Genomic DNA, 22,877 nt, shown 5'->3' with positions numbered 1-22,877 from the left:
TAGGTTAAATGGACTAAGTGAAGTGGCGCTAAGGTTACAACAACTCCTAGCGCCAGCCTTACTCACGTACTTTTTATCGTTAACAAGGCTCACTCTAATTAACAGGCTCCGCCTTAACAACAAACCGCAGTGGCCCGCCAGCAAACTCAACGCCAAATGGATAACAGGTCACCAAGGTTAATATGCTCTGACCATTATCTTCAATCACACTTAGATCAGATTCGTGAGTCACTTGCGCTGTAGCCACACGATAGATACGGCTCTTACCTGATGCGTTTTGTAACTGGATCAACTGGCCGACTTGAATACCATTAAGTCTTGCAAAGTGCGTATCTCTATGACCAGCAATAACGGTGTTACCCTGACTATTAACGCTCGCCGACGATAACATTTGTGCAGGACCAAAAGCCAAGTTTCGGCCCGATGCCCCCGCTAGTACGTATAGACTGTCATGGTTATTAATATTGTTGTTTTTGCCCGACTCAACAAAATCCTTGCTTAAGTGAGTCGTAACCGGAAAAAAGTCGAGTTTGGCAACTGGATGCGTATCGGCCCATGACCAAGGTTTATGCGGCTTTTGGTCTGCAAGTGTTTTCTGCCAAGCCTGCTGAATAAGAAATTGGGCAAAATGTGCTTTAGCTTGCATATATCCACCTTGTATTACTAAAACGGCTCCCGCGACCAATAACAACCACGGCGCATACCGATGAAATCGTCTAATAAGGCGTTTATCACACCTTGCATCAGCATTAAAATTATTGCCTTGCTCAGTAATACTACTCATAGTCAGATCCACTGGTGTCCGTACGCCTAAACGATAAACGATATAGAGCCGCTAGCAGCAACAGAGTCGAGCCAAAAATCATCAACACAACACTATTTGTTCCGGTTTGCGGAAGCGTATGTGATAGCTTTTGCCATCCGCTTGGCAGATGCTGCATCACCCTCGCCTCCTTTGCTTCAATACTGGCAGGTTTTATTGGCGAGACATCCACTGCGACTAAGCTAGTGTAAGCGCTCATAATATGAAAATTCATCGCTATGGCCTCGATCTGCTTTTCAATCCTCTCTTTATTCGCAGCTTGCTTAGTCAGCTCTAGTGCAGCGATCTGTTTTCTTGCCCATATTAAATCTAAACCTTTGGCTTGCTCCAAGTTATTAACTTGACTGCCAGTATTAAACTCTAAGCGTCGCTGCCAAAATTGCCCCGCTAATTGCCCTTGGATCAGTAAGTCATTACTGACAAAGCTTGGAATTCTTACAGCGACCAAGATAGGCTCGTGAGCATAAAGATCAGGAATACGTACAGGCCAATAGTCAGGGACACTGCCATCGCTAAAACGAAGATCAACATCGGTGACTTGAGGCTGCTCTATTTTCTCCAATAGCGACACCACTTTTTGGTTAACCTCATCAAGTTTGCCAATGTAGGTATAAGTCCCCCTACCGACTTCAGCAGCTCTTTGCATAAAATGGGCATTAGGCGCTGAGCCAATTCCGATAGTAAATAAACGACTTTCAGCTAATTGATCTTTTATCTGCTCAAATAGCACATACTCATTAGCAACTGCGCCGTCGGTAATAAATAACACCTGACGTAATGACGCCGCGGCGTTTTGCTCATCTCTTTCATGGTCACTATTATTACCAAGACGAGTTAATGCAGCATCGAGCGCTAATGACATTTCAGTGCCGCCATCGGCGTGTAGTGCATTGATATAACCTTGTGCTCGAGCAAGATTGATAGCCGTTGCTGGCATTGCATACTTAGACCACTGCTCAACAGTTGAGTTGAACTGCAAAATATTGAAGCTATCTTGGGGCTTTAATCCCGCTAACGCATGCTTAAGCGCCGATTTAGCCTGAATGATGGCATCTCCTGACATCGAACCTGATGTATCGATAACCAAGATCAGTTCACGTGAAATCGACGATGACTCAGTTACGCTACCTTGAGGTGGCATTAACATCACCAAAGCATATTTTTCTAACGCCTTTTTTGAGTCAGTTCGTTGGTTGTGACTATGCTGCTCTAGCTCTAACTGTGGCAGTGGCTGAGGCTGTAGTTGTGACTGTGACTGTGACTGTGACTGTGACTGAGGTTGATACTTTGGCTTACTTCTAGAGACTCCCTGATTAAACTGACTATCGCCTTGCACAACTTGTGAGGCTAACGCAGCGTGGGTTTTACCTTGTTGAGAAAAAACTACCGCGGTAGGCTCACGGCCTTGTACGGGCTGCCATGTCAGCACAAAATCACGATTAGCAACTGCATTGTTATCTAAGCTCACTTGCGCTGCAGCATCTTCGACCATATCGACATTAATAGAATGGTAGGGGCTGTCGATGTTTTCTATTGCCATTGCGGCGTCAAACTTTACGGTTATCGAAACTAAGTTTTGAGCGATGGTTTGTTCCGTGTTTGTTTGCTCTCGGCCCGCTTGTTCTTTAGCATTAGTCCACTTGAATGCAGCGACTTGTTGATGCAACTCATCACGTTGCTTGTCGCTATGCCCACTTTGTTTCGGCGTATATCTTGGCGCTATCGCCATCGGAAAACGTAGACTAAACAAACCATCTTTGTAGTCTAAGGTTTCTTGATAAGTGAGCTCCACAATCAACACTTCATTTGGCGCTAAATTTGCCACCTGAGCACTAAAGATATTGGCACGTTTTTGCTCAAGTAAACTGGTTTTTTTACCTTCAGCCTTTGCTTGTTCATAAATGGCTTTAGCCTTAGCTTTAGGCTGGATCTGTCCTTCTATCTCCCTATCGCCAATATGTAGCTTAAGCTGGTCAACCGCCGCTTCATTAGGTAAAGGAAATAGATACTGACCATTAACCCACTCTGTCGACGTGTTTTTAAATTCATGGCGTACAGAAACTCGGTTCACCCAGCCTGATATATGCATACTGATGTCGGTTTTCATTGGTAGCGCAATCGCGACCTGCCCTTGTGCGCTTTCAAATATCAAACTACCTTGCGTAATGCTATCTAAAGAAACTGGTTCCGTTGACGCTAATGCCATCGCACTTTGCGGCACGAATACACTAAGTAATAATAACCCCTGCAATAATACCCCTTGCAGTAATCGAGCTTGCAGCGATCCTATCGATGCCCCAATTGCGACTCTCTTTGCCATAAGCGCCTCAAAAATAGAGCCTCCTTGGCGATGACTCTGCTTAGCGATAGGCTCTAAAACATTCGCTAATCCACGCTTTAATATATACGCAGTCATCTGTTACTCCTTTTGACTGTTTACCCCAAAGATGCGATGAGGCAGACTCTGTGGCACCGAAAACCTGTCTAAAACATTCAACTAAACAGGTCACTTTCGGTTAAATTGGCAGTTAAATTTACGGTTACATGACTGGGGGTTAATTAGCCGCTAAAGCGCTGTCTTGATTTTGCAACTTCAATGTCACGCGACGGTCAAAAAAGTCATTCTCAAAGCTTTGCTCTGCCATCAAAGGAGAAGAGTCACCATAGGCTTGGTTATGCAAACGCGCCTCGGTAACGCCTTGCTCTATAAGATAGCTTTTGACTTCTGCTACACGCTGTTCTGACAAGGCTTGGTTATAATCACCATCACCACGGCGGTCAGCGTACCCCGTCAAGTCCAATGTTAATTCAGGTGAGAGTGACATCGCAAAAGCAATATCATTTAGCTGATTTTGAAAGTGAGGCTCAATCGTTGATGAACCCGTTTTAAACTGTACATTCAGTCCCAGTGCCAATTCAGTTAACTTCTGCTCTTGCGCCATTTTTAAACTGGTAAGCTGTTGCTGCGCTTGCTCATACTGATCTGAAAGTTCAACCAATGATTGGTTTTGCTGGTTTAGTACAATAAGCTCCAGCTCTTTTTCATCAAGCATGGCTTGCTGTGTTTGCAACGCATCATCATCGCCCACTGATTTACCCACCAAGGTGCCAGTAAAGGCGCCGATAATGGCTCCGACGGGCCCACCCACCACAGCCCCAAGCACAATGCCTGAAGTTAACCCGATGAGTTCTTCGTTATTGCTACGCTCGGTGTCTACAACCTGCTGTGCTGATGCTTGAGTTGAAAATACTAACGCGCTAATGACGAGTGTTGAGATTAGTTGTTTTTTCATGTTATTCCCCTTGGGATAGTAATTTTTAAACTAAATTCAAATTGGCTAATAAAGCTTGCCGTTTTAAAGTTGTTAACTGCGCTTTATTCGATAGCGCTATTAAACCTTACCTAAATGGCTTTTAAGGGGAGTAAAAGTGGCGTTTTGAGGTTCAATTGTGGCAACAAAATGGCAATCACGGTTCACGTCTTCAAACCAAGATATTTTCCTGTATAGTCACAATCAATTAGACAGTTAAGGCCCTCATTAAGACGTTATGAAACGAATTGCCATAGTAGAAGATGAAGCTGCAATTAGAGAAAACTACAAAGAGGTTTTGCAGCAACAAGGTTATTGTGTACAAGCTTATGCCAACCGCCCACAAGCTATGTTGGCATTTAACACGCGCCTACCCGATCTTGCCATTATCGATATTGGCCTTGAAAATGAAATCGATGGCGGTTTTACTCTATGCCAATCATTAAGAGCCATGTCGAGTACCTTGCCGATTATTTTCTTGACCGCACGTGACAGTGATTTCGATACCGTATGCGGTCTGCGACTGGGGGCCGACGATTATTTAAGTAAAGATGTCAGTTTCCCACATCTAATAGCCAGATTAGCTGCGCTGTTTAGACGCTCAGATCTAAAAAATGCGAGTAACGATGAAAGTCATATCGTTGAACATGGTTTGCTGACAATCGATGTGAATCGCATGCAGGTATTTTGGAACTCAATACAGATTGAGCTTACCGTAACCGAATTTTGGATGGTGCATGCGCTCGCAAAGCGCCCAGGACATGTACGCCAGCGCCAAGAGTTGATGCAAGAGGCCAAAATATTCGTCGATGATTCGACGATTACTTCCCATGTAAAACGGATTAGAAAGAAGTTTATTGCCCAGGACCCGAACTTTGATTGTATCGATACCGTGTATGGCATGGGTTATCGCTGGGATTCCCACAATTAACCTTGAGCATTAGCATTGAGCATCGAAACTTGATGCTAAGCGAACCCTCGCTTGTGGAATGTCGTCCGCTGATAAATTAGTTCATCAATCGAGTCATTTTTGGTCATGGTCAAGTAGTTTTAGGTCATTGCCTGATCATTTAGGTCATAGTCAGGTCATTGTTGATGGCCATCATTTAGGTAGTTGTTACGCCATGTTTAATTTGCCAATAGGGCTGCGAAGTAAAGTCGCAGTATTGTCTTTATTCTTACTCTGCCTGCCGTGGCTAGGTTATCAGTACGTGTGGGAGATGGAGAAATATCTGCGTCACGGCCAAGAAAAAACCTTAGAAGGCACTACTCAGGCACTGGCAACCGCACTGCACGAAAGACCTAAGCTATTTGATAGCCAAGCGAGCTTTTTAACACAGGTTGAAAAAGGGCGCGATCTATACGCTTATCCACTTTCAGGGCCTATTCAACTAGACGGTAAATTGTCTGATTGGAGTAGCTACCGCCATCGTGCACTTAATTACGCGGCTGATTATCAGGTTTATAAACGTGACGAAGGCCCGCCGTTAAACCTCAGCTTTACCCATATGGTGGGTAAATATGCCGGCTACCTGTACGCCTTTTTCGAAGTTCGCGATCCACACGTGATCTACCGTGGAAAAAATAGCCTTAGCATAGACAATAACGATCATATCGCCATCGCGACACTCGCACCGGATGGCAAATTTCGACGCTATATTGTCGCCACCACACAAGATGGTTGGATAAGTGCCTTCGAACTGCCAGAAGATCCCAACCTGTCTACCCCTGTAACGCCTGAAGTTAAAATTCAAGGAAAGTGGACCAAGAGTAAGCAAGGTTACAATGTCGAGCTTAGGATCCCGCTTAATATGGTTGGCAGTAAACTGGGCTTTGCCGTTTATGACGTAAACGATAAAAAAAGCCGCGTATTAGATGCCATAGTTGGCACCTCTGCAATTGATGATGTAAGCAAGTTGGGGACCGTACTTGTCCCCTCACCTGAAATCGAAAGTATTATTAAAGGCATGAGCCATAATAGCTCGCGGATCTGGGTGGTCGACAAACACGGCCGCGTATTAGCAAAATCGGGCGATATTCGTTCAGATAACAGCGTCTGGTCACGGACTAATATCGATAACGATGACAACTCGGGTTGGACGCAGTTTAAACATAAATACTTGCACCCGCTTTACTACAAAATTTTAACCACGCCAGCCAAAGACTTTATTGATTCACTGCAAGACTCAACTGTGTTGCAAGGCAGTCATATCTCTAAAGCCTTAAGCGGCGAGCAAGGTTCCACCTGGCGCTTAACTCCCGACAGCAAAGCGGTTGTGCTCGCTGCTGCTAGTCCTATTTGGATTGATGATAAAGTCATGGGGGTAGTGATTGCCGAAGAAACCACTCATGGTATTCGAACCCTGCGCAACAAAGCCTTAGAGAAGCTGTTTAATGTGATTTTAACCATCATGAGTATGGGCACCTTAGCGCTATTTTTCTTTGCTTCAAACATCTCAAGCCGTATTCGAAAACTACGCGATGAAGCTGAGCAAGCGATCGACAGCCAAGGGCGAATAAAAAATGAGATTCAGGGTTCTAAAGTTCGCGATGAGATCGGCGATCTATCACGAAGTTTTGCCAGTATCGTTAGCCGATTGAGCCAATACACTCATTATTTAGAGAATATGTCTTCGCGTTTATCTCACGAACTGCGCACCCCTGTCGCCGTGGTGCGCTCGTCGCTTGAGCATCTTGGTTTACAACAGCTTAGCCCTGATAGCCGCAAATATGTTGACCGGGCACAAGAAGGCGTTAACCGTCTCAATATGATCTTAAACAACATGAGCGAAGCCACTCGTTTAGAAGAGAGCTTATCTCATGCCGAAACGACTATTTTTCCGCTCGAAAAAGTCATCAATGGCTGTATGCAAGGCTATCAAATGACCTATCCCCAACAAGCATTTGAGCTCGATATTACCCAGGACAGTATTGCGATGTTAGGAGTGCCGGAGTATATCGCTCAGCTGATGGATAAACTTATCGCTAACGCCTTAGAGTTTAGTCATCCTGATAGCCCAATTAATGTTGCGCTGACACTCAAGCATAAATATGCCGAGCTGAGCGTCAGTAACCAAGGCCCCGCACTACCGGATAATATGGCCGAGCAGATTTTTGAGTCTATGGTGTCTGTGAGAGCACAAAAAGCGCAAGATAAACCGCATCTAGGTTTAGGCCTATATATTGCGAGACTTATTTGCCAATTCCATGACGGTAAAATTAACGCCTGTAATACCCAAGATAAGGCCGGGAATATCAGCGGCGTTAAGATCACGATTAAGCTACCAATAAGCAAAGAAAGTCTTTAAAGCAGTTGTAACTATCCCAATTATGACGACAGAGAAAATAGTGACTGAAAGTTTATACTGAAAATAATGACACTTTATTTTAGCCGTTTAGATGTTAAGATGGCTAAAATAATATCGATATTTAAACTGATGGAATTCGCCCGATGAAAAAAGAAACGCAGATAATCAGTCTAGGCCGAGATAAAAAATGGACCCAAGGGGTGATAAACCCGCCTGTTTACCGCGCATCGACTATGGTGTTCGATACTATGGAAGATATGCGTTTTGCCGCAAAAAATAAGGCTAATGGCGCAATGTTCTATGGCCGTCGTGGTGGCCCTACTCATTTTGCGTTTCAAGCGGCGATTGCAGAACTTGAAGGCGGAGTGGGCACAGCACTATATCCATCAGGAAGCGCCGCCATCAGCAATAGCCTGCTGTCATTTTTAAAAGCGGGCGATCACCTGCTTATGGTCGATAGCGCCTATGAGCCCACTCGTGATCTATGTAATAAGCTGCTTGCCGGTTACGGCATCGAAACCACTTATTACGACCCTATGATTGGTGATGGCATAGAAGCCTTAATACAGACTAATACTAAGGTGCTGTTCTTAGAATCTCCCGGTTCAATCACCATGGAAATACAAGATGTCCCCACTCTGAGCCGTATCGCCCTCCAGCACGATATCGTGGTGATGCTCGATAATACCTGGGCATCACCAATAAACTCGCGACCATTTGAGATGGGGGTCGATATTTCGATTCAAGCGGCAACAAAGTATATCGTCGGCCATTCTGATGTGATGATGGGCACTGCTACCGCGAACGACAAACACTGGGAACAGCTACGAGAAAATAGTTACCTTCTAGGCCAATGTACCTCACCAGATGATGTATATCTTGCTAGCCGAGGCCTAAGAACCTTAGGTATTCGCTTAGCCCAGCATGAACAAAATGCATTAAAAGTGGCTAACTGGCTTGCAACCCGCCCAGAAGTGGATCACCTGCGTCACCCCGCTTTTGAGTCATGTCCGGGCCATGAGTTTTTTAAACGCGACTTTAGCGCCTCAAACGGACTGTTTTCGTTTGTATTAAAACAAGGTGATATTAGGTCTGTTACCGCATTTGTTGAAAATATGCAGCACTTTAAAATGGGCTTTTCTTGGGGCGGTTTTGAAAGCTTAATTTTAGGCGTATTTGGCATCGATAAACTGCGCACAGCAACAAAGTGGGATAGCAGTAAACCACTCATTAGATTGCATATCGGCTTAGAGAACGTCGATGATCTCATTGCCGATCTTGAGGCCGCGTTTGAACGCTATAATCGAGTATTAAACACCTAAGCGAACTCTATTTAGCTTTTAGCAAAACAAGTCGGCCATGTTGTCGGCTTGTTTGCATTTGTCACAGAAAAAGATTCTTTGTTTTAGCTATTAGGTTAAATGCTTTATTATTAACAGCGTAAATGACCAAACCTAGAGAATCTTTTTAATGCAGCGCGCCACCGCCTCAAAAGGCTTTACCCTCATCGAACTTGTTATCGTGATTATTGTGCTTGGCATATTAGCAGTTATCGCTGCGGCTAAATATGTAGACTTTAAGCGTGATGCTGAAATAGCTCGGGTCAAGGCCGTTGCCGCTGCATTGCAGCAATCAGTTACCTTCTCCCACACTAAATGGCAGCTTATCGCAGGAGTTGGTGCGTTGAACGATCTACCTGACTTTGCCGGAGGGGAGCTTGATATGAACAGCTTTGGTTATCCCCTTGGTATTGGTAAAGGTAACCCGATGGGACAACCAAAAAATATCGGCCAAGGTGAGCAAGGCTGTGTTGATTTATGGAATATCTTACAACAAGATCCAGCCAGTGTTTCGTTATCTAGCATAGACAATAGCAGTGACTTTCAAGCCTATCGTCATCAAGCAGCTAGCAATCCCGATGGTCAAACACAGTGCACTTATGTACTGCGCACCCTTGGCGATACCAAGAGCCGCCAACAAGCCGATATAAAAATCCTCTATGACTCAGTCGCTGGTAGTGTTATTGCGCTTATTAACGATTAAGCCCAGCTTTACAAGCTAGCAGCCAATTTATTGCTTTCGCTCAAAGCATAAAGGCGGATATGATCCGCCTTTATAGTGCTTATATGATGCACTTAGATTGTGTACTTAAATAGTGTAGATGGATTGTGTGCTTGTACTGTTTTCGTGTGCTAAGGCTGATTGACTTAACTCACTTATCAAGCACTCTTATCTAGCCCATTTCGCCTCATTGTTCAATAGTGAGTAGTGAAGAGCAAAACTGAGCCGCAAGCAGATCAGTTGTTAATCACTGCTCCACCAGGGACCCACGCTTGTGTGCCATAAAGTGGCACGGTTGAGAGCGCATGCTTGTGGCTACCATTGGTCTCTTTGGTTGAGTAAGACAAATACAGTAATGTTTGGTTCTTTGCATCATAAATACGGCGTACTTTTAGCGATTTAAATAAGATGCTTAATGATTCTTTAAACACCACTTCACCGTTTTTACTCTTATCGATACTGGCAATTTCAGCAGCGGTGATCGGCCCTGTTTGACGACAAGAAATACTCATATCCGATGGGTCCGCCAGGCTTAAATCGGCCTCAATACGGCTAACATGACACGTCACACCAGGGATTTTAGGGTCGTGCCTAGCATCAATAATCACATCTTTGGTGGTAAATAAACCTAAACTCACCTTACCCACATCATCGCCACAACCACTTAGACCAAGTGTTACGGTCAGTGACAGTCCCAAGCTAATTAACAGCCCTTTAGTTAAGCCCTTCATATCCATTTCCTTTAGCGATTGAGTCAATCAATGAGTCATTGTGACTGATGTAATACTATTTGTGTCAATCTAAACGCCAATAGTCAGCGCTAACAGTAAACGAAATAGCGCTGAGTCGCGCTATTTTTCATTGCCCGTTAAGCAAATACCCTTTGTGCCCAGCGAGTCAGTCCTGCAGTCACACTACCAAAGTGATCCCCTACCACAATTGGGATCTCAGGGAATAAGCCCGAAATGCGTTGGTAAATAGCCGGGCTTCTCGCGGTGCCGCCAGTCACATAAATACGGTCTGGCATCACCCCTGATTGCTCAAGTGCTTCCCGCATCAAGGCTTCGACCTTTGATAACGGTATCGTTATCGCAGTTTCAAAATCAGCTTCACTCACCCTAGCATGTAATCCGTTAGCAATATATTCAAGTGGCGTATCGACGCTATCGCTGCTTGATAACGCTATCTTACTTTGTTCGGCGCTGCGTACTAATTTATAACCTAATTGGTCTTTTTGAACTTTTAGCAGACGCTGAATAAGCTGTGGGTTTTGGGCCTCTTTAATCAAGTCTTCGATTAGCTTTTTAGAGGCCAAAGCACTAAAGTCTCGCTGCGCACTGATATCATTTACTGCCACTGCATTCCAAAAAGGTTTACTTGGCACTGGCAGCTTATTTACCATTAAGCTTCCAAGCCCTAAATGCGGCATAAATGACGCCATAGAAAGCGCAATATCTAAATCATTACCACCAATACGCTGGCCACTATGACCTAAAAAATCTGCGCTACGGTCACGGTTATCAATATGATTAGGTCCCATTTTCACCATAGAGCAATCAGTCGTACCGCCACCAACGTCAACCACCAGCACGGTTAAGTTTTCATCAAGTGACGCTTCATAATCCATCCCTGCCGCTAGTGGCTCAAACAGAAAATCAACGTCGATAAATCCTGCGCGTTTTGCCGCTAACGATAATATCGCTTCAGCCTGTTGATTACTCTGCTCGCCACCTATCCCCTGAAAGTTTACAGGACGACCAATCACAGCATGAGTAATGACTTTCGTACCTAAATTCTTTTCCGCTTGAGTTTTAATATGCATCATCATCAAGGTGACGATATCTTCAAACAGCGCAATTTGGCTCTCTCTTAGTCCTGTTGCGCCAAGAAATGATTTAGGCGAACGCACATAAAAGCCTTCATCAGGCATATCTAAATAAGCGTCGATCGCTTGCTCACCGACAAACACCGCTTGTTCGTTAGGCAACAGATCCAACTCTCGACGGGCAGCAGCGGCGCGGCTTAATTGCGCCGAACGTAAACGAGTATACTCAGCCTGTTCTGCTTGAGGTAATTGCTTTAACACTGCCTCAGCAATGAGTTCCCTATCCATCGCGTAAAGCGTTGAGCTCAAATACTTAGAGTCACCAGATAAGGGTACCAAACGCACATCACCGTCTTCAATAACACCAATCGCACAGTTAGCACTACCGTAGTCAAAACCTACAAACATTCCCTTATCCTTTAAAGCGTAAAAAAGCCGTGCAAAATAACACACTCAGGCTCAGGGAAAAAGTGTCTTTGATAAATAAAAAAAGCAGCCAAAGGCTGCCTGTTAATATGTCTGTAAATTTAGCTCATCTTTAAGCTAGCAGGCTTGATTTTAAACCCTATGCGCTCTTTTCATTTTGTGCTTTTTTAAGCCGCTCTTTGTGAGTTCGACGACGTTCAATCACCTGACTGACATCACTACCAATATGTGCTTCACCGCGCTGCTTAGATAGCTGCACTTGGCGCTCTCGCTCCATAAATCGCTGACGCTGCTTATCACTGACCTTATCGATACAATGCAAGCAGCTTACTCCTTGAACAAAACTATCCAAAGCCATCTCTTCAGAAGTGATAGGCATACGACAAGCATTACATTGATCGTATTGTCCTTTTTCAAGGCTATGGTTTACCGCTACGCGGTTATCAAATACAAAACACTCACCTTGCCATAAGCTTTCTTCTTGCTTGACCTCTTCAAGGTATTTTAAGATCCCGCCTTCAAGATGATAGACCTCATCAAAGCCCTGCTCTTTTAAGTACGCGGTCGATTTTTCGCAGCGAATGCCTCCAGTACAAAACATAGCCACCTTCTTGTGCTTTACTGGATCGAGGTTTTGCTTCACGTACTCAGGGAATTCACGAAAAGTTTCTGTTTTGGGATCGACGGCATTTTTAAAGGTGCCAATCTGAACTTCGTAATCATTGCGGGTATCGACAAGCAAGACGTCAGGATCTGAAATCAACTGGTTCCAGTCTTTTGGTTTAACATAGGTGCCGACTACTTTATTAGGATCAACGCCTTCTACGCCCATGGTAACGATCTCTTTCTTAAGTTTTACTTTAGTGCGGTAAAATGGCATCACTGGGTCAAAAGAGAGTTTATAAACAATATTGTCTAAACCTGGCTGGCTCGCTAACCAAGCCAATAAATTATCGATAGCGGTTTGTGATCCCGCAACCGTGCCATTAATCCCTTCTTGTGCTAACAGTAATGTGCCTTTAATTTCCGACTCTTCCATCACCTTCAATAACGGGCTTTGTAACTTCTCAAACTCAGCCAAGGTCACAAACTTATACAGGGCACAAACAACTACTTTTGACATATTCATCCTTTTACTGCTAGCTGAAGCTTAACCTTCAGTGCATCTATTATCGGCAGCAAAACATGAGCCACCACGCAAAATTATCCGCGAATTCTACACGGATCACACCAGCACAAACAGGGATAAAAAGTAGGGTTACTTAGCTTGAGTGAAAAATGGAATGAAGGGTTGAATGAAGGTAAGTTATGCTTAACTTACCGGAAAACAAACAAATAAAGCCCTATTCATTAGCATTATAATTAATATTAATGATTGTTATTTAACAAATAAGCGTTGAAAATAGCGGCATAGCACAATTATTTAAGACCAAAATATGCCTCTGCCCACACTCTACTCCTTCAGACGCTGCCCTTACGCGATGCGCGCCAGACTCGGCATTTTCTTATCAGGCCAACATGTTAGTCTCAGAGAAATAGTGCTAAAACATAAACCAGAGCCTATGTTAGCAGCCTCCCCCAAAGGCACTGTGCCAGTGCTGATCCTACAAGACGGTGCTGTGATTGAAGAGAGCCTAGAGATCATGTGCTGGGCACTGATGAAGAATGATCCGCACAATTTATTGCAGCGCAATGATCCGCAAAAACAAGAAATCGCTAAAGCGCTGATCCATAGTAATGACCACAGTTTTAAACCTTGGCTAGATAAATACAAGTATGCCGATAGGCACCCAGAGCACAGCAAGCAATATTATCGACAGCAAGGCGAGCAGTATATCGCGCAGCTTGAAAGTATCTTGTCAAAGCATCCGCAACTTATGGGTAATCAAGTGTCAATTGCCGATTACGCTATTTTCCCGTTTATTCGCCAATTCGCTAGCGTAGATAAAAGCTGGTTTGATAATAGCGATTACCTGAATGTGCAGCGCTGGCTAAAGGCCCAGATAGAAAGTGATGAATTTAGTGCGGTTATGGGTAAATACCCAACTTGGCTTGACAGTGGTGAGAGCTTTGCGTTCGGCTAGAACATATTACTAGTAAGTAGATATGTAGCTAACTAACAAATATAAGTAACAAATATAAGTTTAAGTAAATACAGCTCGTTTTAGAACACAAGCGGCTCGTCGCAAGAAACACCTAACCCACAAAGAAAGGCAATAGCCTTACCATTGGTAATCTTGATCTTTACCTAGGTGATCTTCTTCAAAGCGGCGCGTTTCGTGGTGTGATTAGCATTTTTGATACAAAGCAAGGGGCAATTTGATTTTGAACAGAGGTGGCTAAAACGTTAAGGATGGCTCCAAGTTTAACTCTTCGTCAACCGATCATTTATAGACTAAATGATCGGTATGACTAACGAAGAGCTGCTTTATTCAATTAAGCAACTAATTAGTTAGCAGTTACTTAATATAAAGTTCACTGTCTACAGCCTGCTCTGCAGTTGGCTGTGGGACGATTTCGAACTTCTCATCAAAATCAACTTGAGCGGATTTTAGCTTGGTGAGTACTGATTGGTCACCAATAAATTCAGCTTTACTTGATTTTAGTAAATCATTAATGCTTACTGCGCCCATCAGTATTTTTGCCACATCTTGGCGAGTAATACGTAATGTTGCATCCGCCTTTGGCTTCTCCACATTTGATAATTCACTGGCATATTTTGACCATTCAAAATTATTAAAATTACCATTTGCCATTTCAGTAACGTAGAACTCTTTTGTATCTGTCACATCAATATTAAACGTAAACGGCGTATGTTGCGCCACTGTGGAATCTACTTTTACAGCAATAAAATCGAGTAGGTTATCAATCCCCATATTGGACAACACATCATTACTGGCCGCTTTTATTGAACCTGGCTGAATGCCAACTCTGGTTTCTTGTGCACCCGTTAGGTAAACATTTCGCCAGCCAGCACTTTCAGCTTGATAGCCTAACTGCTCATATGTGTCGGCGAGTAAACTACGTGCAGAACGATTGTCAGGACAGACATTCACAACTTTGTCCATGGCAGTCGCAACAAAACGATATTCTCCTTTAACAAAGTCCGCTTTTGCTTTTTCTGTTACGACATCACACCCACCCATATATTCAACAAATTTAAGTGCCTCAGCATCTACGGGTAAAGGGTTTAAATTGGATGGATTCATATCAAAATAGCCAAGGTACATATTATATACTGCACGGGCATTGTGACTGTAACTACCATGGTAACCGTTGGTATGCCAAGACTGCTGAATAGATTCAGGCATAACTTGGTAAATAGCATCACCAAGATCTTGCATAACCATACCATTATTAGCTAAACGTAATGTTTGGTTATGTGTGAAACCATAAGCATCACGTTGCATTTTTAAATATTCATTTATATTATCTTTGTCCCAAATCGGTGCAGAGTGAGAGCCAAACAAATGCTCTGCCTCATGGCCCCACAATTGTATCATCTCATTGATTTTCTTAGACCATTTAAGTGAATCACGAACCTTGGCACCACGTAATGTATAAATATTATGCATACCTTGATAAGTTAATTCGCCTGTCCAAATAGACTTCAAAGAAGGGATAAATGTCACCATTTCAGATGCGGCCTCAGTACCAGAAGCATCTAAAAAGTGCATTTCAACACCATCAATTGAATGCACCTCATACTCACTGTCCCAGTTCATTTCTTTATCGGGAAGTACATAAGACAACTCACCGTTAGCGACCCCTTTTGCAAGTGCAGCATCGACAATACCATGAGCATTGCGTCCTAGTGAGTTACCGTATTGATAGGTGACTCGTCTTGACATGGCGTTGCCTGCTAATACGTTCTCATCAACGATTTCTTTAGTAATATTTCGAGAACCATAAACTTTAACATCAGGGTTGTGCTCCAATACTGCGCGTGAACCACCAAAGTGATCACCGTGAGAATGTGAGTAAAGCATGGCAACGACCTTTAAATCTCCCCCCTCAGGGACTTCGGATAAGAAAAAGTTAAGTGCCGCAGCCATTGACTCTTTAGTCGTTAAGACGTCATAAACAATCCAGCCCGTTTTACCGCGAATAAATGTAGCAGATGCTAAATCAACACCTCGCACCTGATAAACTTGCCCCGGAACCACTTCGTACAAACCATTTGCAGCCTGATTAGCAACAGCTTGACGCCAAAGTGATGGGTTAACACTGTCAGGATATGCTTTGGCCGCTTTAGGGGTAACATCAATAAAAGTGCTGAACTTGTTGCGTATCACTTCACCGGTCGCAGTATCAAGTACCGCAATCAAGCCACGATTATTATCTTCAAATACCTTGGTATCTGCATAATTTAATGTTTTTGCCACCTGCTTATTAGCTTCTATGGTAGCAAGTGTGGCAGGCTTACCATCCATGTCTCTTAACTGTGCTGGGGTAAAATGCTCTAATTCACATTGGTGTCCATCTTCATGTTGGTGAGAATGACTCGTTGCATTCGCAGTTAATACATTAGACAAACTAGCAATGACTGCTACTGCGATGATTGATTTGTTCATAAATGACCTTTTTATTAGTTAATAATAAACGCTAGGGTGCTTAAGAAGTAGTTCAATGAAGCAACACAATTAACGGGACTAATTGCGTCATAAAGGCGAACTTCATTACCCAATTAATGGATCCATGATAATCAGGAAGAATAGTTAAAAACATGAGTTCACAATTGTATTACTCATAAGCCATACTTATATCTAAAAAATGACTCACCAGCATGCCACAATACACAATAAGTGTTAACAGCAGGTTAACTAAATATTAAATAAATACTAAGTGGACAGTAATTCATGGATTTAAACTTACTAGGCACCTTTACTAAGGTTTACAAACACCTTTCTTACACCAAAGCAGCTAACGAGTTAAATATAAGCCAAGCAGCGGTATCTCAGCGCATAAAGCATTTAGAACAAAACTTAAATACAGTTTTGTTTATTCGCAAAGGACGCTCAATTGAAGCCACTGCACACGCTAACTACATGATGACAAAGCTAGAACCAGCGGAACACTTAGTTCGTGAAGCCCTATATGAAATAGGCCATAAAATCTATGTACAAGAGCAGTTTGCTTTTGATTTAGTTGGTTCGAATATTAATATTCTTGCCTCCCCAGATAGCCAATCACAACTGCTTGATGATTTACGAAGGCGTAAAGTCGATTTAGTGGTGGATCTGGTGACAACCAATGATGCTAGTATTATCAGCGAGTTTTTGTATGAAGAACCCATGTTAATTGCCGTAGCCAAGGGCCACCCGCGAATCAAAGCTGACATGACAGTGGATGAATACTATGCTGAGCAACATGTCGCAATTAAAGCTCGCCGCCAAGATATTGATACCTTTACCTTGCTTGCCGATAACCCTAAACCTAGAAATATCGTATTTACAGCCAGTACAATGATGACCCAACTCACTTATGTTGCAAATAGCCAAGCGCTAGGCCTGACTACCACAAGAATCGCCAAATACGCTGCGCCTTTAGGGTTAGACTTTTTTCCTTGCCCAGTAAAGTTATCCAAAGCAAAATTTGAATTGCTTTACCACCGAGTAAACATCAATAACAAAGCTCACCAAGAGTTACGCCGACAAGTAAAAAAAGTCATCATGGATAAGAATTAAACACTATAGCCAGTCATAATGGATCAATAACATAGCGAGCTTTATCGACGAAATCGATGTTCAGAGTGGCTGCTCATCAGGCTTTTTCGGAGGAGATATTGATTCTGACTGCTGACGTTGCTGCACCTGTTGAAAGAAGAAATGAATGCCATTGAGCTGCAATTTAAGTGACAAGTTAGAGTCGTTTTTCCAGGTTCAGGCGGCGAAAATAATCTTCAATTTGAGCATTCGCTCTCGCTAAATCGAGAACTTAGATAAACGAAAATAGAATCGAGTAATCATGTAAATCGAAGTTAGTTTAAAAGTGCTATTGTTCTTGCGCATACTGATTTAAAAACTACAGGGCTACATTAAGAGCGACATAGGTGCTATATACCAACGATACAAAACTCTATACCCATGTGGTCGGCATTCGCTTTAGCCACACTTCGAGCCTAATGGATAGATAGAAGCTTAACTTGCCCCTGTGCACAGAAAAAATCGATAGTTGATTGTTGGTGAGGCGAGTGCCTTGGGACATCATACTTTCGGAAAAATACTTTGAGGAAAGTACTTTCGAAAAAAGTGATTCCAGCACTACATCTGCTGATCGACCCGAACATAGCCTTGCAAGTAAACGACTCTCACATCATCGTTCACACTGAATATCATTCCTGGATCTAAGTCTTGGATCACCATGACCTGCTCGCCAGACTCTAAAGTAATCATCATCTCTACTAAGCGTAATTCTTCATAGTAAGAGCTATCTCCGTAGCGATTACCAACTCCAGCACCCAGTAATGCGCCCAGAACCGTGGCAACATCTTGGCCAGAGCCGCCACCAAACTGATGACCTATCACCCCACCTATCAACGCGCCGCCAAATGTCTTCCAACCGGTGTTTCTATCTTCAACCAGCTGCTTTTGCGTAATATTACGCACAGAAACCACTTGTCCAAACTCCACCTTTTCAACTGGAACCGCTTGATTGCGATCATATGGTGCGGCAATTGCGGTCTGCATACCAAAAATTAAACAGATAACCGTGAAAACAATAAGATGAGGTTTCAACATAGGACTTTTTCCGCTAACTTTAAGGGTAAGTATATTTATTAATCTTACTCAATTGTGAACTCACTGTCCTATTTAAATCATGATCAACAAGGTTTTCCGCCGCCCGAGCAAGCATTAAGCGATCCTAATGGCTTATTAGCGGTTGGTGGTGACTTACACCCAGAACGTTTACTAACCGCTTATTATAACGGGATTTTTCCTTGGTTTAATCTAGATGATCCTATTCTATGGTGGTCGCCAGATCCCCGTGCGGTATTTGTACCTGGCAATATGAAAATTAGCCGTAGCCTAGTCAAGTACCTTAAAAAACAACAGTGGACCTATACCATAAATCATCACTTTGAGGCGGTTACCGCTGGTTGTGCTGAGCCCAGAGCAGGACAAGATGGCACCTGGATCTCAACTGAAATCCAACAAGCCTATCTGTCTTTACATCAACAAGGTCATGCCCATTCTCTGGAAGTTTGGCAAGATAAACAGCTTATTGGTGGGCTTTATGGCTTGGCTATTGGGCAAGTATTTTGCGGCGAGTCGATGTTTCATCGTGCAACGAATGCCTCTAAAGCTGCTATGATCGTATTACAGCAGCATTTACAGCGCTGCGGTTTTAAACTAATCGATGCACAGGTGGTAAACCCTCATCTAGATAGCCTTGGTGCGAAGTCGATTAGGCGCGATGATTTTCTTAGGCTATTAACCCACTTAAGAGATGGCGAAGTGAGCATTGATAGCTGGAGTAAGGCCGAGGTATCTATTGAACTCTAAATCTAGACCCGTCACGGTGGGCAGAACAAAGCCCTTTGCTTGTAGCTACTTAGACAATCAGCAAGAGCAATTAATGGTATTGCAAGAAGATGTTATTGACGCTAACTTATTCGAGCAACTGTTGGCGCTTGGTTTTCGTCGTAGCGGCAGCATGATCTATAAACCCCAATGCCCTCAATGTAGTGCCTGTTTACCCATTAGATTGCCCATTAATGAGTTTACAATTTCTAAAAGACAAAAGAGAACATTAAAAAATAACCAAGATTTAAGCTGGAAGATTGTTAACCATAAAACTAAGCAGCAATATCAATTGTACGAACGCTACGTTAATACTCGCCATCACGACGGCCCAATGTTTCCAGCGACCCCAGAGCAATACGATAGTTTTGCCACCGCGACTTGGATGCAACCGTTATTTATCGAGCTAAGGCAAGGCGATGAATTAATCGGCGTAGCCGTGACCGACGTGCTGCCACACAGTTTATCTGCCATATATAGCTACTTTGCTCCCGAGCACCATAAACGTTCATTAGGAAGTCTACTTATTTTGCTGCAAACTGAAATTGCAAAAATGATGAAAAAGCAGTTTCTATATCTAGGCTATCAAATTGATGAATCGAGAAAAATGAACTACAAACGCGATTACAGACCACACCAGATCTTAACTCATTCTGGATGGGTTACCGAGATAACAATCAAAAACCAGTGAATTAAACCATAACGAAGCTACAGATAGCGTATATACTCAACCATTGCTTTACAGTTGGGTTAATTTGCGGCATGATATGCCCGTTTTATTATTTGAAGGCTAACAGGATAACTGATTAATGGCGAAAGAAGACAACATTGAAATGCAAGGCACAATCCTTGAAACCTTGCCAAATACAATGTTTCGTGTAGAACTTGAAAATGGTCATGTCGTAACGGCACACATTTCAGGAAAAATGCGTAAAAACTACATCCGTATTCTTACGGGTGACAAGGTAACGGTTCAGTTAACACCTTACGATTTGAGCAAAGGACGCATCGTCTTCCGTGCACGCTAAGTTATTAGCCTATGTAACGTAAATTATAAAAAAGCCGGCTCGCGCCGGCTTTTTGTTGTCTTCTATTTCTGTGTTCGATTTTTTGTGTCGTTTTTAGTATCAATAGTTGGATCTGAACTACAGCTATAATCCCCCCCCTATCATCATAATGACTCGATACACTGCATTGATTGATGGTGCAATGAACCTGTTCATTATGCTCGTGCATGGAGCCAGTAAACGGGTTACTGACTCATACAAGGTACATTCAATACCCTAGCTTATACTGATTGGTATAAACCAAGGTTAGTGCGTCACTTTCTCTAACGATTCAGTGGTGATAACTATCTCATCTCCCTTAGTGTCAACCCGAGCAATACCGCCCTTCTCAAGTTCACCAAATAAGATTTCATCGGCTAATGGTCGCTTAATCAGTTCAGTCACGACTCTGGCCATTGGACGCGCGCCCATGGACTTGTCATAGCCTTTCTCAGCCAGTAATGTTCGAGCTTCATCACTCACTTCGAGTGTCACTGACTTATCATCGAGCTGCGCTTGCAATTCAACTAAGAACTTATCAACCACTTTCGCAATCACCGTCATATCTAAGTGGTTAAACCAGATAATTGAATCTAAACGGTTACGGAATTCAGGTGAAAACACCTTATTGATTTCCGATAACGCATCCTGAGTATGATCCTGCTGCTTAAAGCCTATAGACTTACGGATGGTTTCTTGTACACCCGCATTGGTGGTCATCACTAGGGTGACGTGTCTAAAATCAGCCTTGCGACCATTATTGTCAGTCAAGGTACCGTGATCCATTACCTGCAATAGTAAGTTGTAAACATCTGGGTGAGCTTTTTCAATCTCATCGAGAAGCACTACGCAGTGCGGGTTTTTAATCACAGCATCAGTGAGTAATCCACCTTGGTCATAACCAACATAACCTGGCGGCGCACCAATTAGACGCGATACCGTATGACTTTCCATGTATTCAGACATATCGAAACGAACGAGATTAAGGCTTAAGCACTTGGCTAACTGGCTGGTCACCTCGGTCTTACCCACACCAGTAGGGCCTGCAAACAAAAAGCTACCCACTGGTTTGTTTTCGCCACTGAGTCCACTTCGAGACAAGCGAATCGCAGAGCTAAGCCCTTCAATCGCCATATCTTGACCAAACACGACCATCTTAAGGTTACGCTCAAGGTTTTTAAGCATATCCTTGTCAGAGCTCGATACGGACTTCTCTGGGATCCGCGCCATCTTCGCGATAATCGATTCAATTTCTGACTGACCAATGGTCTTTTTACGTTTGCTCGCTGGCTGCATCGCCATACGCGCCCCCGCTTCATCAATCACGTCAATGGCCTTATCAGGTAGATGTCTATCATTGATGTGCTTGTCGGACAATTTCGCCGCCACACTCAGCGCAGCCATGGTGTAACGCACATTATGGTGCTCTTCGTACTTTGACTTAAGACCTTGTAAAATCTTGGTGGTCTCAGCAACCGAGGGCTCGTTAATATCCACTTTTTGGAATCGACGGGCTAAGGCACGATCTTTTTCAAAAATACTTTGATACTCTTGGAACGTTGTTGAGCCCATGCAACGTAACTTGCCGCCAGATAACAACGGCTTTAGCAAATTAGAGGCATCCATGACGCCGCCTGACGCGGAGCCTGCACCAATAATGGTGTGGATCTCATCGATAAACAATATCGCATGTTCGTCATTTGCCAGCTCTTTTAGCAAACCTTTAAAGCGTTTTTCAAAGTCGCCGCGGTATTTTGTACCCGCGAGCAGCGCACCTAAGTCGAGCGAATAGACAGTGGCCTGACTCATCACTTCAGGTACTTCTTGCTTGACGATACGATAAGCTAAGCCTTCGGCTATTGCCGTTTTACCCACCCCCGCTTCACCGACAAGCAATGGGTTATTCTTACGGCGACGGCAAAGAATTTGAATCGAACGCTCAATCTCTTCTGTGCGGCCAATAAGTGGGTCTATACTGCCGCTCTTGGCTAATTCATTTAGGTTAGCGGTAAACTGTGACAAGATACTGCGCTCTTCTTCTGCCTCAGTTTGCTCCTCGCTCCTATTAGGTTCAGAGTCGGTATCGATATCGTTTTTTGAAAAACCATGAGAAATAAAATTAACAACATCTAAACGTGTCACATCGCCTGTGCGCAGCAGGTAAACAGCTTGAGATTCTTGCTCACTAAAAATGGCAACTAAGACGTTGGCACCATTGACTTCATTGTGCCCTGAAGACTGCACATGAAACACCGCTCTTTGTAAAACACGTTGAAAACCAAGCGTTGGTTGAGTTTCTTTTTCGTCTTCTGGATCGGAAATAATCGGAGTCGTTTGTTGAATGAAGCTAGCCACTTCATCCCTGAGTTTTTCTAAATTTGCTCCGCAAGCAACTAACGCCTCTTGTGCGGCAGGATTATCGATTAACGCCAACAATAGATGCTCTACCGTCATGTATTCATGACGTGCATCTCTGGCTTGTTGAAAAGCCAGGTTTAAGGTGACTTCAAGATCTTTATTTAACATAAGCACCCCCTAAAAAAATTAACAACAG

At 43.4% G+C, this 22,877-nt stretch carries 18 protein-coding genes; 9 read left to right on the top strand and 9 right to left on the bottom strand.

Annotated features, from left to right (window positions below; translation table 11 throughout):
- Positions 1–94: 94 nt before the first annotated feature.
- From ACVBJC_RS05405 to pdsO, 3 genes are all read right to left on the bottom strand, one after another.
- Complete coding sequence (locus ACVBJC_RS05405) at positions 95–784, bottom strand: class GN sortase (RefSeq protein WP_447159971.1); 690 nt, start codon at positions 782–784, stop codon at positions 95–97.
- A complete protein-coding gene (locus tag ACVBJC_RS05400; RefSeq protein WP_447159972.1) occupies positions 777–3,239 on the bottom strand; it encodes a marine proteobacterial sortase target protein in 2,463 nt (820 codons plus the stop codon). Before ACVBJC_RS05400 ends, ACVBJC_RS05405 begins: the two co-directional genes overlap by 8 nt.
- A gap of 139 nt (positions 3,240–3,378) precedes the next feature.
- The gene (gene pdsO, locus ACVBJC_RS05395) at positions 3,379–4,116 is read right to left on the bottom strand and encodes a sortase-associated OmpA-like protein PdsO (RefSeq protein ID WP_447159973.1); all 738 of its coding nucleotides are present in this window, start codon (positions 4,114–4,116) and stop codon (positions 3,379–3,381) included.
- Between the two features lie 256 nt (positions 4,117–4,372).
- Between pdsO and pdsR the strand changes: the two genes are divergently transcribed.
- From pdsR to ACVBJC_RS05375, 4 genes are all read left to right on the top strand, one after another.
- The gene (gene pdsR, locus ACVBJC_RS05390; RefSeq protein WP_447159974.1) at positions 4,373–5,065 is read left to right on the top strand and encodes a proteobacterial dedicated sortase system response regulator; all 693 of its coding nucleotides are present in this window, start codon (positions 4,373–4,375) and stop codon (positions 5,063–5,065) included.
- 193 nt (positions 5,066–5,258) lie between these two features.
- Positions 5,259–7,442, top strand: a complete 2,184-nt coding sequence (gene pdsS / locus ACVBJC_RS05385) for a proteobacterial dedicated sortase system histidine kinase (RefSeq protein ID WP_447160018.1) — start codon at positions 5,259–5,261, stop codon at positions 7,440–7,442.
- 143 nt (positions 7,443–7,585) lie between these two features.
- Entirely contained in the window at positions 7,586–8,764 is a 1,179-nt protein-coding gene (locus ACVBJC_RS05380; RefSeq protein WP_447159975.1) for a cystathionine beta-lyase, read from the top strand.
- A 148-nt stretch (positions 8,765–8,912) separates the two neighbouring features.
- Positions 8,913–9,485 carry a type IV pilin protein gene (locus ACVBJC_RS05375; protein WP_447159976.1) on the top strand — a complete coding sequence of 191 codons (573 nt, stop codon included), beginning with the start codon at positions 8,913–8,915 and terminating at the stop codon, positions 9,483–9,485.
- 254 nt (positions 9,486–9,739) lie between these two features.
- Here ACVBJC_RS05375 and ACVBJC_RS05370 read toward each other — a convergent pair whose 3' ends face one another.
- The 3 genes from ACVBJC_RS05370 to trhO all read right to left on the bottom strand — a co-directional run bounded on the left by ACVBJC_RS05370 (position 9,740) and on the right by trhO (position 12,877).
- Positions 9,740–10,234 carry a CreA family protein gene (locus ACVBJC_RS05370; protein WP_447159977.1) on the bottom strand — a complete coding sequence of 165 codons (495 nt, stop codon included), beginning with the start codon at positions 10,232–10,234 and terminating at the stop codon, positions 9,740–9,742.
- A 137-nt stretch (positions 10,235–10,371) separates the two neighbouring features.
- The gene (gene yegD, locus ACVBJC_RS05365) at positions 10,372–11,736 is read right to left on the bottom strand and encodes a molecular chaperone (protein WP_447159978.1); all 1,365 of its coding nucleotides are present in this window, start codon (positions 11,734–11,736) and stop codon (positions 10,372–10,374) included.
- Positions 11,737–11,893: 157 nt separating this feature from the next.
- On the bottom strand, positions 11,894–12,877 hold the full coding sequence (trhO, locus tag ACVBJC_RS05360) for an oxygen-dependent tRNA uridine(34) hydroxylase TrhO (protein WP_447159979.1): 984 nt from the start codon (positions 12,875–12,877) through the stop codon (positions 11,894–11,896).
- Between the two features lie 313 nt (positions 12,878–13,190).
- On the opposite strand from trhO, the gene ACVBJC_RS05355 reads away from it, so the two are divergent.
- Positions 13,191–13,838: a glutathione S-transferase gene (locus ACVBJC_RS05355; protein WP_447159980.1), complete on the top strand. Its 648-nt coding sequence runs from the start codon at positions 13,191–13,193 to the stop codon at positions 13,836–13,838.
- A 375-nt stretch (positions 13,839–14,213) separates the two neighbouring features.
- Here the strand turns inward: ACVBJC_RS05355 and ACVBJC_RS05350 are convergent, their stop codons facing one another.
- Positions 14,214–16,328 (bottom strand): alkyl/aryl-sulfatase, encoded by a 2,115-nt coding sequence (locus ACVBJC_RS05350; RefSeq protein ID WP_447159981.1) that lies wholly within the window; start codon positions 16,326–16,328, stop codon positions 14,214–14,216.
- Positions 16,329–16,613: 285 nt separating this feature from the next.
- On the opposite strand from ACVBJC_RS05350, the gene ACVBJC_RS05345 reads away from it, so the two are divergent.
- Positions 16,614–17,441 carry a LysR family transcriptional regulator gene (locus ACVBJC_RS05345; protein WP_447159982.1) on the top strand — a complete coding sequence of 276 codons (828 nt, stop codon included), beginning with the start codon at positions 16,614–16,616 and terminating at the stop codon, positions 17,439–17,441.
- Positions 17,442–18,017: 576 nt separating this feature from the next.
- On the opposite strand, the gene ACVBJC_RS05340 is transcribed toward ACVBJC_RS05345, so the two are convergent.
- On the bottom strand, positions 18,018–18,494 hold the full coding sequence (locus ACVBJC_RS05340) for a glycine zipper 2TM domain-containing protein (protein ID WP_447159983.1): 477 nt from the start codon (positions 18,492–18,494) through the stop codon (positions 18,018–18,020).
- Positions 18,495–18,548: 54 nt separating this feature from the next.
- Here ACVBJC_RS05340 and aat point away from each other — a divergent pair, with 54 nt between their 5' ends.
- From aat to infA, 3 genes are all read left to right on the top strand, one after another.
- Positions 18,549–19,259: a leucyl/phenylalanyl-tRNA--protein transferase gene (gene aat, locus ACVBJC_RS05335; RefSeq protein WP_447159984.1), complete on the top strand. Its 711-nt coding sequence runs from the start codon at positions 18,549–18,551 to the stop codon at positions 19,257–19,259.
- Positions 19,249–19,968 carry an arginyltransferase gene (locus ACVBJC_RS05330; protein ID WP_447159985.1) on the top strand — a complete coding sequence of 240 codons (720 nt, stop codon included), beginning with the start codon at positions 19,249–19,251 and terminating at the stop codon, positions 19,966–19,968. The genes aat and ACVBJC_RS05330 overlap by 11 nt, the downstream gene beginning before the upstream one ends.
- Before the next feature lie 118 nt (positions 19,969–20,086).
- Positions 20,087–20,305 carry a translation initiation factor IF-1 gene (gene infA / locus ACVBJC_RS05325; protein ID WP_026959988.1) on the top strand — a complete coding sequence of 73 codons (219 nt, stop codon included), beginning with the start codon at positions 20,087–20,089 and terminating at the stop codon, positions 20,303–20,305.
- A 285-nt stretch (positions 20,306–20,590) separates the two neighbouring features.
- Here infA and clpA read toward each other — a convergent pair whose 3' ends face one another.
- Positions 20,591–22,849, bottom strand: a complete 2,259-nt coding sequence (gene clpA / locus ACVBJC_RS05320; protein WP_447159986.1) for an ATP-dependent Clp protease ATP-binding subunit ClpA — start codon at positions 22,847–22,849, stop codon at positions 20,591–20,593.
- Between the last annotated feature and the right edge of the window lie 28 nt (positions 22,850–22,877).

Source organism: Shewanella sp. 0m-6 (assembly GCF_052977325.1).
This window is presented reverse-complemented; position numbering and strand designations above follow the sequence as displayed.

Excerpts from the sequence above, each read along its gene's own strand:
- ACVBJC_RS05340 (WP_447159983.1), bottom strand. The coding sequence starts at position 18,494 with ATGTTGAAACCTCATCTTATTGTTTTCACGGTTATCTGTTTAATTTTT.
- ACVBJC_RS05370 (WP_447159977.1), bottom strand. The coding sequence starts at position 10,234 with ATGAAGGGCTTAACTAAAGGGCTGTTAATTAGCTTGGGACTGTCACTG.
- ACVBJC_RS05345 (WP_447159982.1), top strand. The coding sequence starts at position 16,614 with ATGGATTTAAACTTACTAGGCACCTTTACTAAGGTTTACAAACACCTT.
- ACVBJC_RS05405 (WP_447159971.1), bottom strand. The coding sequence starts at position 784 with ATGAGTAGTATTACTGAGCAAGGCAATAATTTTAATGCTGATGCAAGG.
- ACVBJC_RS05375 (WP_447159976.1), top strand. The coding sequence starts at position 8,913 with ATGCAGCGCGCCACCGCCTCAAAAGGCTTTACCCTCATCGAACTTGTT.
- ACVBJC_RS05380 (WP_447159975.1), top strand. The coding sequence starts at position 7,586 with ATGAAAAAAGAAACGCAGATAATCAGTCTAGGCCGAGATAAAAAATGG.
- pdsS (WP_447160018.1), top strand. The coding sequence starts at position 5,259 with ATGTTTAATTTGCCAATAGGGCTGCGAAGTAAAGTCGCAGTATTGTCT.
- clpA (WP_447159986.1), bottom strand. The coding sequence starts at position 22,849 with ATGTTAAATAAAGATCTTGAAGTCACCTTAAACCTGGCTTTTCAACAA.
- ACVBJC_RS05355 (WP_447159980.1), top strand. The coding sequence starts at position 13,191 with ATGCCTCTGCCCACACTCTACTCCTTCAGACGCTGCCCTTACGCGATG.
- pdsR (WP_447159974.1), top strand. The coding sequence starts at position 4,373 with ATGAAACGAATTGCCATAGTAGAAGATGAAGCTGCAATTAGAGAAAAC.
- infA (WP_026959988.1), top strand. The coding sequence starts at position 20,087 with ATGGCGAAAGAAGACAACATTGAAATGCAAGGCACAATCCTTGAAACC.
- trhO (WP_447159979.1), bottom strand. The coding sequence starts at position 12,877 with ATGTCAAAAGTAGTTGTTTGTGCCCTGTATAAGTTTGTGACCTTGGCT.
- pdsO (WP_447159973.1), bottom strand. The coding sequence starts at position 4,116 with ATGAAAAAACAACTAATCTCAACACTCGTCATTAGCGCGTTAGTATTT.
- ACVBJC_RS05400 (WP_447159972.1), bottom strand. The coding sequence starts at position 3,239 with ATGACTGCGTATATATTAAAGCGTGGATTAGCGAATGTTTTAGAGCCT.
- yegD (WP_447159978.1), bottom strand. The coding sequence starts at position 11,736 with ATGTTTGTAGGTTTTGACTACGGTAGTGCTAACTGTGCGATTGGTGTT.
- ACVBJC_RS05350 (WP_447159981.1), bottom strand. The coding sequence starts at position 16,328 with ATGAACAAATCAATCATCGCAGTAGCAGTCATTGCTAGTTTGTCTAAT.